The organism is Brevundimonas sp., from assembly GCF_047617075.1.
Lineage (GTDB): Bacteria > Pseudomonadota > Alphaproteobacteria > Caulobacterales > Caulobacteraceae > Brevundimonas.
Map to the genome: position 1 here is coordinate 120,037 of NZ_JBLGCI010000005.1, position 13,668 is coordinate 133,704.

A 13,668-nucleotide genomic window follows, 5' to 3' on the forward strand; every position below is an offset into this window, starting at 1 on the left:
CTATTCCGCCGCGTCCAGGGCTTCGGCCAGCTCGCGCTCCAGCCCGTAGTAGCGGGCGCGGTCCCAGAACCGGGGCCGGGCGATGCCGGTGGAGCGGTGACGCCCGATCACGCGGCCGTTCTCGTCCTCGCCGGTGATTTCGTAGACGAACAGGTCCTGGGTCACGATCACGTCGCCTTCCAGCCCGACCACCTCGGTGATGTGGGTGATGCGGCGCGAGCCGTCGCGCAGGCGGGCGGCCTGGACGATCACGTCGATGGAGCCGACGATCATCTCGCGGATGGTCTTGGACGGCAGGCCGTAGCCGCCCATGGTGATCATGGACTCCATACGGCTGATGGCTTCGCGGGGGCTGTTGGCGTGCAGGGTGCCCATGGAGCCGTCGTGGCCGGTGTTCATGGCCTGAAGCAGGTCGAAGGCCTCCGGTCCGCGCACCTCGCCGACGATGATCCGCTCAGGACGCATGCGCAGGCAGTTCTTGACCAGATCGCGCATGGTGATCTGGCCCTGGCCCTCCAGATTCGGCGGGCGGGTCTCGAGGCGGACCACGTGGGGCTGCTGAAGCTGAAGTTCGGCCGCGTCCTCACAGGTCACCACCCGCTCGGTGGGGTCGATGAAGGCGGTCAGGGTGTTCAGAAGGGTCGTCTTGCCCGAGCCGGTGCCGCCCGAAATGACCAGATTGCAGCGCGACGCGCCGATGACGCCGAGAACCCGCGCCCCTTCGGGACTGATGGAGGCGTACTCCACCAGATTCTTCATGGTCAGCTTGTCTTTCTTGAACTTCCGGATGGTCAGGGTCGGACCGTCGATGGCCAGCGGCGGCGCGATGACGTTGACGCGGGATCCGTCCGGCAGGCGGGCGTCGCAGATGGGCGAGCTCTCGTCGACCCGGCGGCCGACCTGCGACACGATCCGCTGGCAGATGTTCATCAACTGGGCGTTGTCGCGGAAGCGGACATTGGTCAGCTGAACCTTGCCGCCCACCTCGATGAAGACCCGGCCGGCGCCGTTGACCATGATGTCGGCGATGTCGTCGCGGGCCAGCAGCGGTTCCAGCGGACCATAGCCGAGGACGTCGTTGACGATGTCCTGGACCAGATGCTCCTGCTCGGCCACGGACATGGAGACGTTCTTGATCGCCACCAGTTCGGCGACGATGTCGCGGATTTCCTCGGACGCGGCCTTGGTGTCCAGCTGGGCCAGCTGGGCCAGGTCGATGGTGTTCATCAGCGCGTTGAAGATGGTGGTCTTCGTGGCGTGATAATAATCGGACTGCTCGCGGACGATCTCGGCGACCGCCTGGGCCTTCTTCAGCTGTTCGAAGCCGGTGGTCTGGCGCGGGCCTGTGCCGGAAGGACGAGGGCCCGAGGGATTGGGCGCGGCGGACGGCTTCGGCGCCGTGGCCAGAGCCTCCAGCCGGTCGGGCGCGGGCTCGTCACCCAGCGGCGGCGACACATAGGGCTTGGCCTGACGCCCCTGGCCGGGCTGGGGCATGTCATCGAAGTCGTCCAGATCATCGGGCGCCAGGGCGTCCGGCTGAAGCCTTGACGCGGACTGGGGCGCGGACTGGGGCGCCGGGCGCATGGGCGCCGCGGTCTGTCCGGCCTGGGCTGTGCGCTTGCCGAACACCTAGCGCTTGAACAGCTTGCCGAAGAGCGAGCCGCCCTTGGTCTTGCTGGCGGGCAGGGCCGCGATTTCCCGGCGCGAGACGATCTGCGCCAGGGTCTGGAAGCTCTCGGCCGCCTTGGACTTGCCCGCCGCCTCAAGGATCATCTGGCCGTTGTTGGCGGCGGCGCCGAACACCTTGGGTTCGAACGGGATGGTCAGGCTGGGGTGCACGCCCAGCGCGGCGCCGAAATCCTTGGCGGGGATTTCCGGGCGGCCCGGAACGCCCACCTGGTTCAGCACCAGCCGGGGCGGCGCGTCATTAGGGCGGCCCTGGCGGATCAGATCCATCATGTTCTTGGCGTTGCGCAGGGACGCCAGGTCCGGCGTGGCCACCACCACCACCTCGTCGGCGGCGATCAGGCTGCGCCGCACCCAGCCGTTCCACTGGTGGGGCAGGTCCAGCACCACGAAGGGCGCGCTCTGGCGGATGCGGGTGGTGACCTCCTCGAAGGCCTCGGGCGCGATGTCCCAGTCGGTGTCCAGGGTCGCGGGCGCGGCGAACAGGCTGAGCCGGTCGGTGCAGCGCACCATCATCCGGTCCATCAGGGTCTGGTCCAGCCGCTCGGGCTGGTTCAGGGCGTCGGCCACGCCGTTCAGCGGGTCCTGATTGAAGTCCAGCCCGGCGGTGCCGAACGGCAGGTCGTAATCGACGATCACCGTATTGGCCCCGATCCGCTCGGACATGGCCCAGGCTGTGTTGTGCGCCACCGTCGACGCGCCGGTTCCGCCCCGCGCGCCGACGAAGGCGATGGACCGACCCACGAAGGGCTGGGCCGGGTCGTTGAACAGGCCGCCGATGGCGGCGATCAGCTGCAGAGGCTGGATCGGCGCCACCAGATATTCGCTGACCCCGCGCCGCATCAGCTCGCGGTAAAGCAGGATGTCGTTGGTGGGGCCGATGATGACCACCTTGGTGCCCTGGTCGCAGACCTGGGCCAGCTGGTCGATCTCGTTCAGCAGTTCATGGGCCCCGGCGAGGCACTCCACCACGATCAGGGGCGGGGTGGGTTCGTGGGCGTATGTCTCGACAGCGGCGGCGACACCGCCCAGGCGCACCTGGGTGGTGGCGCGGGCCAGACGGCGGTCCTGACCGGCGCGCTCGGCGGCGGCCAGGGTGTCCTGACGTTCCGCGAAGATGTGGATGGCGATGCGCGGGACCGAGACATCGACCGTCTGCGCCGGAGGCGAGAAGGCTTCGGCCGCGCCGGCGACCAGTTCGCCCACCGGATTGAAAGGCGCCGGCGGCTGGGGGGCCTGGGACGCGGTCGGCTGGGCGGGGGTGAACTGAAGCGGCTGATGATCGGGCGCGTCGGCGCCGGAAGGCGGCGGACCCAGATCCAGGTCCAGATCGTCCTCGAACGATTCGAAGGGCTGGGGCGCGAAGGCGTTGTTCATGGGGTCAGCCGCTCCTAGTCCACCGCCTGCGAGACACGGCTTCTGACCAGCTCTTCCTGGGGCGCCGAGGTCGGCTGGCCGGCGCGGTAGTTGTCGAACACCACGGCCCGGCGCCCGGCGTCGGCCGGGGTCATGGGGCGCGGGGCGACGATGTCGCGCGGGTCGGCGATCTGGGCCGCCAGATTGGCGTTGACGGCGCAGCCGAAGTTGGACGGCGTCTGGCCGGGTCCGACCCGGGCCAGATTGTCGCTGGCCGCGCCGCAACGGGGCACATGGGCCTGGACCGTCGTGAAGCCGGCCAGCACCGGCGCGCGCGGATCGGGCGCGTGGTAGGACTCGACCCGGATGCGCTCGGCCGGGACGCCGGTCTCCTGAAGAGCAGCGCGCGCCCCCCAGGCGGCCTCGGCCGCCACGGGGTCGTTTCCGGCGGGGGTCTGCACCACGATCACGTCGCCGCCCGTATGGGCGAAGCGACCGGCGAGGGCGGACAGGGCCGCGCGCTGATTGGGCGACAGGCCGGTCTCGTGCACCGCCAGGGCGATGCGGTCGACGCCTTCCTCAACCTGCAGGCTCCAGCGCGACAGGGGCGTCAGCGGAACAGGTGCGGCGGGCGCCGAGGCGCAGGCCGACAGCACGGCCGAGGCCAGGGCGATCATGAGAAGGGGGCGGGCGCGGGTCATGGGCGTCCTCACTCGATCACATAGCCCACCGGACCCTGCCAGCCGGTGGAGGGCGAACCGGGGGACGGGGCGGGGGTGCCATAGGCGCGGTTCAGCTGACCGAAGAAGATGGACTCGGCGTCGCCGGCGATCTGCAGGCCGTCGGCGGGCGTCTGCATCCGGTCGCGGTCGGTCGGCGAGACGATGAACGGCTCGATGATGATGACCAGCTCGGTCTCGCCCATCAGATAGTCGCGCGATCGGAACAGGGCCCCCAGCACCGGCAGGTTGGTGACGCCTGGCAGGGCGTCCAGATTCTGGCGGGTGGATTCCTGTAGAAGGCCCGCGATCATCATGGCCCCGCCCGACGGCAGCTCCACCGTGGTCTGGGCGCGGCGCACGTTCAGGCCGGGCAGGGTGATTGCGTTGGGCGTGCCGGCCCCCAGGGTCAGGGCGCCCTGGCTGGTCAGTTCGGACACTTCGGTGGAGATCTGCAGCGAAATACGGCCGCCCGACAGCACAATCGGACGGAAGGACAGAGCCACGCCGTAGGGCTTGTACTCGGTCAGGATGTTGCCCTGCTGGTCGCGTCCCACGGGCACGGGGAACTCGCCGCCCGCCAGGAAGCTGGCGTTCTCGCCGTTGATGGACGTCAGGTTCGGCTCGGCCAGGGTGCGGATCAGGCCCACCCGCTCGAAGGCGCGCAGGGTGGCGGCCATGCTTTCGGGGCCCGTGTCCTCGAACCCGATGGCGCCGCCGCCCAGGATAGCGCCGCTGACGCCGTAGGTGGCGGTCTGCTCGAAGGTGAAGGTGTCGCCGGCGCTGGCCACCAGGGCATTCAGGTCCAGACCGAGCTGGCGCACCGAACTGCGCTGAACCTCGACGACGCGGGCGCGCAGTGTCACCTGATCGGCGCCGGTCACGCCGATCATGCTGATGACCCGCTCCGGCTCGCTGACGAACTGTCGGGCGATCTGGACAGCCTGTTCGGCCTCGGACGGCGTAGCCGCACTGCCGGTCAGGATGATGCTTTCATTCACCGCCTCGACCGAAATGCTCGTGCCGGGCAGAAGGCGATTGAGTGTGTCGGTCAGAGCGCCGACCCCGGCGTCCACGCGAACGCTGAGGTTCAGGATCGAGCGGCCCGAGGCGTCCAGGAACACCGCGTCGGTTTCACCCGGGGCCACGCCGATGATGGTGATGCGGCGGGGCGAATGCAGCATGGCCTCGGCCACCGCCGGATTGGAGACGATGACGTCGCGCGCATCCACCGGCAGGTCGATGGCCGCCGAACGTCCGCGCGGCAGGTTCAGGGACTGGCTCTCGCCGCCCACCGCCACGCGGATGGTGGACTGGGCCTCGGCCGGAGCGGAGGCGATGGGGGCCACGGCCAGGGCGAGGGCGGCGGAAAAGGCGAGCAGGGTTCTCATTGGACCACCACCACTTCCACCTGATCGCCGCGATGCACCCGCACCGCGTGGGAGTCCGCGCCGGCGCCCAGACGCCCCGTGCGGCCGGACGGGCCGGCGGAGTCGGCGTAGGAGCGAAGCATCAGCGAAAGATCGCCTTCCGCCCGCGCCAGGGTCAGCACCTCGGCGTCGCCGGGGGTGACCTCGAGGGTGGCGGTGGCGCCCACCACAGCCTGATCCTCGCCTGCCTGGGTGGTCTGGTCGATGGCGAGGACCTTGACGTTCTGCATGACCGTGCTGGCCACGTGCCGGCGCCCGGCGGAGTCGGGAGCGGAACTGTTTCTGTCGAGTTCGCGGGTCATCACCACATCGACCCGGTCGCCCGGCAGGATGAACCCGCCCGCCGCCGTCTCCACCGAGACCCGGATGGCCATGGCCCGCATGCCGGGCTCCAGATAGGCGGCCAGGAAGCCACTGTCGCCAGCGCGCACGATCTTGCGCACCACGATGGGCTCGCCGGCCACGAACGGCTCGCGCACCACGGCGCCCACATAGTCGGCCTGGGCGCCGGTTCCGGCCACGCGCTCGACCACGCGGGCGGCGCCTTCGACGGCGCCCTCGACCTGATTCTCGGGGGTTTCAGCGGCGTCCTCGGCCTCGGCAGCGGGCAGCGGTACGGATCCGTCGGTGATGTAGGTTGGGTTCAGGCCGTCCAGGGGCCAGTCCTTCCATTCCATGTCGGCCGATTCCAGCCGCTTGCCCGGTTGAAGGTCGCGGGCGGCGACCAGCACCCGGGCCATGCGCGGCGCCTCCACAGCGGCGGAGGCCACGGTGGCGGGTTCGCCGTCGCGGCTGCCCATGGCGCGCACGACCAGGGCCAGGCCGATGGCGGCCACGGCGGCGACGCAGATCACGACGATGCGGGCGGGTTTCATCCTGGCCGTCTCCGAACGGGGCGTGCGGAATCGGATTCCGAGCCCCCAGTCGTTAACGAACATGCCCGGCGCGGGTTAACGCGTCCCTAAGCGCCGGATTCAGAAGGCGGTCGTCATCAGGGTGCTGTGGGGCCAGGCCAGAAGCGCGCCGGCGGCGATGGCGACGCCGTAGGGAATGTCGCCGCCCGGGGCCAGCAGCCGACCCACCCAGCCGGGCGCGGCGGGCGCCCAGGCTGCGAACCGCGCGCGGGCCAGAATCAGCGCCAGGCTGAACAAGCCGCCGATGACGCCGGTCCACAGCACGAAAATCGCTGAGCCTTCCAACCCCATCCAGAGACTGAGGGCCGCCAGCAGCTTGGCGTCGCCGCCGCCCAGAACTCTCAGGGCGAACAGGCCGATGCCTATCGCCAGGGCCGCAGCCCCGATGCCCAGATGGGTCAGGATCGAAAGCCACTCCAGACCCGCCACCAGCGCCGCCGGAAGGAACAGGGCCGCCAGCACCAGCGACATCCAGTTGGGAATGGTCATGGTGGTCAGGTCGCGCACCGCCGCCATCACCGCCACCACGGGCGGCGCGGCCAGAAGAATGAAGAGCGCGATGGTCATTGGGGCCCCCTGATCTGGGGCCACGGTCTAGCCTGCGCAGGTTAAGGCCGCCTTTGCGGCGTAGACAAAGCGAAAGGGCCGCGGCGTTTCCGCCGCGGCCCTCCGGTTTCGTCTGCGTTGAGACGGCTGGCTTAGCCTTCGCCGCCGCCTTCACCGCCGCCGCCGCCGCCGACCGCATTGGCCACCGAGGTGAACGCGGTGGACATGTTGCCGCCCAGCAGCTGAAGGGCGCCGATGATGACCACGGCGATGAGCGCGGCGATCAGACCATACTCGATGGCCGTGGCGCCGGATTCGTCCTTGGCGAACTTGTTGATGAACGTCTTCATGTGAATCTTCCTTGTTTATCCAGGCGAGCAAAAGTTTCGGATCAGGGCCGCCGGATTGCCCGCCAGACCCCCGTTTACGTTCGCGACCATGGGGCGCCCCTACTTAATGGCAAGTAAAACGGATGGACGATCTTGGCGATATTCATCGTTAGCGAGTATTCATGATTAATCGCTGTTAACCGAGGCTTGGGGCTGCGCTGCGCTCTTTCAGGATTTGTTGAGGGGTTTCCCGCAGTGTGCGGCCTCGCGCGCGCCCCGCGCGCCTTTCGATGAGACCCGCCATGCGCCGCCTCGCGTCCGTTCTCGCCGTCGCCATTACCCTGACCGCCGCAGCGCCCCTGGCCGCCGTCGCCCAGAGCCGCTCGCTGGATGTGGAGATCGACCGGGTGCAGCGGATCCAGCTGCGCGGCGCGGCCTCGTCCGTGATCGTGGCCAATCCGGACGTGGCCGATGTCACCGTGGTGGACGCCTCCACCCTGTTCATCACCGGCCGGGGTTTCGGCTCCACCGAACTGGTGGTGGTGGACGCCATCGGTCGAACCCTGTTCCAGACCGTGGTCAATGTGACCTCGCCGGCCGCAGGCCATGTGCGTGTCTGGCGGGGCGGTCAGTCTGTGGACATGGCCTGCGGCGCCAGCTGCGCGCCCAGTCCGCGCCAGACGCCTGACCCCGACGGCGCCCCCTGAGCGTGGGCGGAGGGGAACCGATGGCCCGGCGGCTGCTGAAACGATTCCGACGTGACCAGGACGGCGCGACCGCCATCGAGTTCGCCTTCGTGGCCGCCCCGTTCCTGTTCATGATGTTCGCCCTGATCGAGCTGGGCGTGCTGTTCATGATGGACGTGACCCTGGAAAGCGCCGTCAGCCAGACGGGCCGGCTGGTCCGCACCGGCCAGGCCCACGAACGATCCATGGGCGCCGCCGAATTCAGGGAAGAGGTCTGTTCCCGCATGGGGGTGTTCCAGGACCGCTGCGGCGACCGTCTGCTGGTGGATGTGCGGGTTCTGCCCCGTTTCACCGGCCAGACGCCGCCTGATCCTGTGGACGACGAGGGCGAGCTGTCCGAGGCCGGCCTGCTGTTCGCCATGGGCGGACCGGGCGACATCATCCTGGTCAGCGCCTGGTATCCCCAGCCCCTGTTCACCCCGCTGGTCAACCAGGGCGCCGAAAGGGTCGCGGGCCAGCGCGTCCTGAACGCCACCACCGCCTTCCGCAACGAGCCCTTCGGATCATGAGTCGGGACATGCATCACAAGGGCCTGCTGACCCGGTTGAGAGGCGACCGTCGAGGCGTGTCGGCGGTGGAGTTCGCCCTGATCGCGCCGGTCATCATCGTGTTCTATTTCGGCCTGGCCGAGTTCTGTCAGGCCTTTATGGCCCAGAAGCGCATGGGCCGCACCGCAGCGGCTGTGGCGGATCTGGTCACCCAGAACGAGACCGTCACTCGCGCGGACGTGTCGGACGTGTTCGAGGTGGGCGACCTGATGATGCGCCCGTTCAACGCCGAGCTGCTCAGCCAGCGCGCCACCGCCGTCACCCGCCAGGAAGACGGCTCGGTGGAGGTGGACTGGTCGCTGGGGCAGGGCATGACGGCGCGCGCGCCGGGCGACGAGGTGACCATCCCCGACGGCCTGATCGCTGTGGGGGAGAGCGTGGTCATGACCGAGATCACCTACGACTATGAATCGCCCTTCGCCGATCTGCTGCCCGAGATGACCCGGTTCTCGCACACCTACTATCTGCGGCCCCGCAAGGTGGAGCAGGTGGTCTGCGCGGACTGCTGATCCGGAATCCGCGCGGAACCCTCTGTCATCGACCGCCCGGCGCGATTAGATAGGCGGCATGAAAGACCTCAACGAACTCATGAAGCAGGCCCAGGCCATGCAGCAGAAGCTGCAGGACGCCCAGGCCAGGATGGCGGACTCCTCGGCGGAGGGCACCTCGGGCGGCGGTCTGGTCACCGTGGCCCTGAAGGGGCCGGGCGAGATTACACGCATCACCATCGACGACAGCCTGATGGCGCCCGGCGAGGGCGAGATCCTGGCCGACCTGATCGTGGCCGCCCACGCCGACGCCAAGCGCAAGCTGGATGCCGTAAACGCCGAGCTGATGCGGGAGGCCGCCGGTCCCATGGCGGGCATGAACATCCCTGGCATGCCCAAGCTGTTCTGATCTGAATGGCCGCGTCCGCCGGACCCGAGATCGAGCGCCTGATCGGCCTGCTGGCCAAGCTGCCCGGCATGGGGCCGCGCTCGGCCCGCCGCGCGGCGCTGGCCCTGCTGAAACGGCGCGAACAACTTCTGGAGCCGCTGGCGGCGTCGCTGGCGGAGACGGCGGCCAAGGTGCGGTCCTGCTCCGTATGCGGCGCGCCGGACACCCGGGATCCCTGCTCCATCTGCGCCGACACGTCCCGCGACGGCGGCCTGATCTGCGTGGTGGAGGAGGCCGGCGCCCTGTGGGCCATGGAGCGGTCGGGCGCCTTTCGCGGCAAGTATCATGTGCTGGGCGGTCTGCTGTCGGCGCTGGACGGGGTCGGCCCCGAGGCCCTGCGCATCAATGAACTGATCGGACGGGCCCGCGAGGGCGCGGTCAAGGAGGTGGTGCTGGCCCTGCCCGCCACCGTCGACGGCCAGACCACCGCCCACTATCTGGCCGACCGGCTTTCCGGGACAGAGGTTCAGATCACCAGCCTGGCGCGCGGCGTGCCCGTGGGCGGCGAGCTGGACTGGCTGGACGACGGCACCATAGTCCAGGCCATGCGCCAGCGCCGCCCGGCCTGATCCGTCGCCGCCTTGATCCTGTTCAGACGCCGCGCTTCACACGCTTGAACCGGGCCCACCCGACGGCCACGACGGGCGTCGCCAGTAGGGCCGCGCCGATCCAGTCCCAGGCGCCGTCGGCCAGCAGGGCGCCGATCAGGCCGGTCAGGCTGAGAGCCGCCAGCAGCAGCGGGGCGGCGAAGATGGTGGTCAGGGACTGGTCCTTGCGACTCACGCCCGCTTCCTCCGACGCGCGACCCACAGATACAGGCCCGAGCCCAGGATGATGATGGTGATCACGTCCAGGATCGCCCACAGGATCTTGAGGGCCAGCCCGCCGTAGTCGCCGAAGTGCAGGGGCTGGGACAGGGACAGGGTCTTCACATACCAGGGCATGGGGGCCACGGCGGCCAGCTCGCCGGTGCGGGCGTCGATCAGGGCGGGCGTTATCAGGTGCGTCGTGACCGGCGTGTCGCCGTGGAAGAACACCGCATAGTGGTTGTCGGTGGAATAGTCCGAGCCGGGGAAGGCCACGAACTGAAGCGTCATGCCGGGCAGGGCCTGTCTGGCGCGCTCTACGGCGGCGTCGAGGGAGGCGCGCTCGGTCAGGGCGACGGGGGCGTCGTACTGCGCCGTCAGATCGGCCAGGGCGGTGTCCTTCCAGTAGGCGATGATGGGGACCGCCAGGGTGTTGACCACCCCGGTGACGCCCACCACCAGCACCCAGGCCACCGTCACCACGCCCAGCAGATTGTGCCAGTCCAGCCAGCGGGTGCGGGCGGAGCGCTGGGTGCGCACCGTGCCGAACGGCAGGCGCCGCATGAAGGGGGCGTAGAGCACGACGCCGGACACCACCGCCGCGACCAGCATCAGCCCCATGACGCCCAGGAACAGCATGCCGGGCAGGCCCAGGAACATGTCGGTGTGCAGCTGGAGCAGGAACTCCATCACCGGATGGCCGGCCACCGGGGGCGCGGGGGCGCCGCTGGTCTGGTCGATGGGCTGGAAATTGTATGCGCCGGCGGGGGCGTCCGGCGCGCGGCTGGTGACGTTGACCACGGGGCGGTCCACATCGAAGCTCATGAAGGCCGGGACGTCGCCGGGGTGGCGGGCCAGCGCCGTCTCAAGCACCTGATCGAGGGACAGCAGCGGGCCCTCGGCGTTGGCGGGGGTCCACTGATGATCGAGAAGCACCTCCTCGATCTCATGGGTGAAGACGAGCGGCAGCCCGGTCACGCACAGCATCAGCAGGAAGGCTGTGGCGACCAGGCTGGACCAGGAGTGAACCCACGACCAGGCGCGGATCGTGGCCGTCTTCATGGGCCCTAGAAGTCCGTGGAGATGGACAGGCGCAGGGTGCGGGGGGCGCCGAGGGTCAGGTAGTTGGCGCCGGGGAAGCCGCCGACGGCGACCCAGTGGTCCTCGTCCGCGACGTTCTCCACCCGCGCGCGCAGGGTGACCGGCTTGTCCCCCGCCTCGAAGGCGTAGCGCACGCCGGCGTCAAAGCGGGTCCAGTTTTCCAGCTCGACGGTGTTGGCGGCGTTGACGGCCTGCTCGCCCACGTGGACGACGCGGCCCTCCAGCGTGAGGCCCGTGGCGGCCACGTCCCACTCGGCGTTCAGGGTGGCCTGGAACTCGGGCACGCCGATGGGGGCGTTTCCGCTGTCGGTTTCCGCGTCCAGCCAGGTGGCGCCGCCCAGCAGACGCAGGCCACGCAGGGGTTCGCCGAAGACGCTCAGCTCGACGCCGCGGTTCTCCTGCTCGCCGTTCTCGCCGAAGATGTTGTTCTCAACAAAGGCGACCGGTTGGGTCAGGCTGAAGACGCTGAGCGACCCGCCGAACGCGCCGCCGTCATACTTCACGCCGAATTCCATCTGTTCGGACTGGAAGGGCGACAGCACCTCCCCGGCGTTGGTGACGGGCACGCCGCCGCTGACGGCCGGGGCCGTGGCGCCCGGCTGCAGGGCCTCGGCGTAGTTGGCGTAGAGCGAAACGGACGGGGTCGGGCGCCAGACAACAGCGAAGACCGGCGTAACGGCGTCGCCCTCGTAGCCGCCGTTCTGCGCGCCGGTGTTGTAGTCGAAGGTGCGGGTCTCGATCTCTTGATAGCGGGCGCCGACCGTGGCCAGTATGCGGTCGTCCAGGAAGGACAGCATGTCGGCGATCGCGAAGCTGGTGTTGCTGACCGACTCGGTGATCAGCGGAGCGTCCAGGTCGCCGCCGATGAAGAAGTCGGGCGTCGGCGCGGTCACGGGGAAGGGATTGTACAGGTCGCCCGCGAATCCCGCGAAGTTCGAGAAGGCGTAGGCGTTCTTCGAGTCCGACTCCACATGGGCGGCTGAGGCGACGAGCGTGTGCTCGACGGCGCCGGTGGTCAGCTCGGCGCGCAGGCCGACGTCGCCGGACCAGACCGAGTCTTCGCGCGCGTTGTCGAAGCGGTAGGCGCTGAGGGTTCCGTCGGGCGCGGCGTTCGGGTTGGCCAGCACATTGGCCTCGCGACCGTCGCGGCCGCCGAAGGCCGCCCAGAGGCTGACGCGGTCGGTGACGTCGAACTCGGCCCGCACGGCGCCGAACAGCTGACGCTCGTCGGTGTAGGTCCAGGGTTGGGCGAAATTCATATCGGCCGACGGCGGCGTCGGGACGGCGCCGTTCGGGGTCACGGTCGGGCGCGGGGCGTCGATGTGGTGGTCCTGCCAGCCCAGGTCGGCGGAGAACCGCACACGGTCGCCGCGCCGGTCCAGACCCAGGCCGATCACGCGCAGGTCGGTGCTCTGGTTCTCAACGCCCCCCTGTCCGGAGCGGCCCGCCAGGTTCAGGCGCAGGCCATAGGCGTTATCGTCGCCGAAGCGGCGCGCCAGATCGGCGGCGCCGTAGATTTCGTCGTCGCCGGTCCAGCCGGCGGTCAGCCGGTTCAGGGGCTCGGACCCGGCGCGCTTGGGCATCAGGTTGACGGCCCCGCCCACGGCGCTGCCGCCGGGCGCGGCGCCGTTCAGGAAGGCGCTGGCGCCGTGCAGCACCTCGACCCGCTCAAGCAGCTCTGCGGCCACGAACTGGCGCGGCAGCACGCCGTACAGGCCGTTGTAGGTCATGTCGTCGGAGTACACCGGGAAACCCCGGATGACGTACAACTCCTGGAAATTGCCGAAGCCCTTGGAGACGCGCACGGCCGGGTCGTTCTGCAACACGTCAGCCACGCTGCGGGCCTGCTGGTTGCGGCTCAGTTCCTCGGTGTAGCTGGTGACGTTGAACGGCGTGTCCATGATGTCCATGGCGCCGAACAAGCCCACGCGCCCGCCGGCGGCCACCTGTCCGCCCTCGTAGGCAGGCGGAACCGACACTTGCGAGCCGGTGATGACCAGTTCCTCCACCTCGGTCGCGTCAGCGTCCTGCGCAGGGGTGGTCTGAGCCAGAGCCGGCGCCGCGCCCGCAAGGGCGACCAGGGCGGCGGATGACAACAGGGCGGACAGGCGGGCGGGTGAACGAACGGACACGGGGAGGCTCCGGTAAGAATAAGAATGCGTCGCAATATAGAGGTGGCGAGGCGTTGGCAACCGGTCGCATCCGCGACGAATCGGCGCCGCACGAAAAAGCCCCGCGCCGACCGGCACGGGGCTGAATCGTCAGGTCTGAAGTCCGCCTCAGACGGCGGCGACCTCGGCGGCTTCCTCGGCCAGGATGGTCAGGCCGGCGGCGTTGACGTCGGCGAAGCCGCCCTTGACCTCGAACCGGCGCACGGCCGAACCGTCGAACACCGTGACCGGGCCTTCGCGCAGGGCGGTCATGAAGGGCGCGTGCGCGGGCAGGACGCCGAAGTCGCCCTCAACGCCCGGCGCGTCCACCTGATCCACCAGGCCGGAGAAGACCTCGCGTTCGGGCGAGACGAGGGAGAAGTTCAGCTTTCCGGCCATGA

Annotated in this window: 16 protein-coding genes; 5 read left to right on the forward strand and 11 right to left on the reverse strand. The window is 69.4% G+C overall.

The annotated features are described in order from the left end of the window. The 7 genes from ACI8U3_RS07130 to ACI8U3_RS07160 all read right to left on the reverse strand — a co-directional run bounded on the left by ACI8U3_RS07130 (position 1) and on the right by ACI8U3_RS07160 (position 7,001). A complete protein-coding gene (locus tag ACI8U3_RS07130) occupies positions 1-1,494 on the reverse strand; it encodes a CpaF family protein (protein ID WP_415014311.1) in 1,494 nt (497 codons plus the stop codon). Positions 1,495-1,629: 135 nt separating this feature from the next. After that, positions 1,630-3,063, reverse strand: a complete 1,434-nt coding sequence (locus tag ACI8U3_RS07135; protein WP_415014175.1) for an AAA family ATPase — start codon at positions 3,061-3,063, stop codon at positions 1,630-1,632. Between the two features lie 14 nt (positions 3,064-3,077). After that, positions 3,078-3,743: a CpaD family pilus assembly protein gene (locus tag ACI8U3_RS07140; RefSeq protein ID WP_415014176.1), complete on the reverse strand. Its 666-nt coding sequence runs from the start codon at positions 3,741-3,743 to the stop codon at positions 3,078-3,080. 8 nt (positions 3,744-3,751) lie between these two features. Then, the gene (locus ACI8U3_RS07145) at positions 3,752-5,152 is read right to left on the reverse strand and encodes a type II and III secretion system protein family protein (protein ID WP_415014177.1); all 1,401 of its coding nucleotides are present in this window, start codon (positions 5,150-5,152) and stop codon (positions 3,752-3,754) included. Then, positions 5,149-6,066, reverse strand: a complete 918-nt coding sequence (gene cpaB, locus ACI8U3_RS07150) for a Flp pilus assembly protein CpaB (RefSeq protein ID WP_415014178.1) — start codon at positions 6,064-6,066, stop codon at positions 5,149-5,151. Before cpaB ends, ACI8U3_RS07145 begins: the two co-directional genes overlap by 4 nt. A gap of 99 nt (positions 6,067-6,165) precedes the next feature. Then, entirely contained in the window at positions 6,166-6,672 is a 507-nt protein-coding gene (locus tag ACI8U3_RS07155; RefSeq protein WP_415014179.1) for an A24 family peptidase, read from the reverse strand. A gap of 131 nt (positions 6,673-6,803) precedes the next feature. After that, positions 6,804-7,001, reverse strand: a complete 198-nt coding sequence (locus ACI8U3_RS07160) for a Flp family type IVb pilin (RefSeq protein WP_415014180.1) — start codon at positions 6,999-7,001, stop codon at positions 6,804-6,806. Positions 7,002-7,282: 281 nt separating this feature from the next. On the opposite strand from ACI8U3_RS07160, the gene ACI8U3_RS07165 reads away from it, so the two are divergent. Genes ACI8U3_RS07165 through recR form a run of 5 tightly spaced genes read left to right on the forward strand, consistent with a single transcriptional unit; the run spans position 7,283 to position 9,779 of the window. After that, on the forward strand, positions 7,283-7,687 hold the full coding sequence (locus ACI8U3_RS07165) for a pilus assembly protein N-terminal domain-containing protein (protein WP_415014181.1): 405 nt from the start codon (positions 7,283-7,285) through the stop codon (positions 7,685-7,687). Between the two features lie 20 nt (positions 7,688-7,707). After that, a complete protein-coding gene (locus tag ACI8U3_RS07170) occupies positions 7,708-8,235 on the forward strand; it encodes a TadE/TadG family type IV pilus assembly protein (protein WP_415014182.1) in 528 nt (175 codons plus the stop codon). An 8-nt stretch (positions 8,236-8,243) separates the two neighbouring features. Beyond that, complete coding sequence (locus ACI8U3_RS07175; protein WP_415014183.1) at positions 8,244-8,783, forward strand: TadE/TadG family type IV pilus assembly protein; 540 nt, start codon at positions 8,244-8,246, stop codon at positions 8,781-8,783. Positions 8,784-8,841: 58 nt separating this feature from the next. Beyond that, the gene (locus ACI8U3_RS07180; protein WP_415014184.1) at positions 8,842-9,171 is read left to right on the forward strand and encodes a YbaB/EbfC family nucleoid-associated protein; all 330 of its coding nucleotides are present in this window, start codon (positions 8,842-8,844) and stop codon (positions 9,169-9,171) included. Positions 9,172-9,176: 5 nt separating this feature from the next. After that, positions 9,177-9,779 (forward strand): recombination mediator RecR, encoded by a 603-nt coding sequence (recR, locus tag ACI8U3_RS07185; protein ID WP_415014185.1) that lies wholly within the window; start codon positions 9,177-9,179, stop codon positions 9,777-9,779. Positions 9,780-9,801: 22 nt separating this feature from the next. Here the strand turns inward: recR and ACI8U3_RS07190 are convergent, their stop codons facing one another. The 4 genes from ACI8U3_RS07190 to ACI8U3_RS07205 form a co-directional block, all read right to left on the reverse strand. Continuing rightward, positions 9,802-9,993, reverse strand: a complete 192-nt coding sequence (locus ACI8U3_RS07190) for a hypothetical protein (RefSeq protein WP_415014186.1) — start codon at positions 9,991-9,993, stop codon at positions 9,802-9,804. Then, on the reverse strand, positions 9,990-11,174 hold the full coding sequence (locus ACI8U3_RS07195) for a PepSY-associated TM helix domain-containing protein (RefSeq protein WP_415014312.1): 1,185 nt from the start codon (positions 11,172-11,174) through the stop codon (positions 9,990-9,992). Before ACI8U3_RS07195 ends, ACI8U3_RS07190 begins: the two co-directional genes overlap by 4 nt. Beyond that, positions 11,084-13,249, reverse strand: a complete 2,166-nt coding sequence (locus ACI8U3_RS07200; RefSeq protein ID WP_415014187.1) for a TonB-dependent receptor — start codon at positions 13,247-13,249, stop codon at positions 11,084-11,086. Before ACI8U3_RS07200 ends, ACI8U3_RS07195 begins: the two co-directional genes overlap by 91 nt. A 147-nt stretch (positions 13,250-13,396) precedes the next feature. Next, positions 13,397-13,666 carry an ATP synthase F1 subunit epsilon gene (locus tag ACI8U3_RS07205; protein WP_415014188.1) on the reverse strand — a complete coding sequence of 90 codons (270 nt, stop codon included), beginning with the start codon at positions 13,664-13,666 and terminating at the stop codon, positions 13,397-13,399. Between the last annotated feature and the right edge of the window lie 2 nt (positions 13,667-13,668).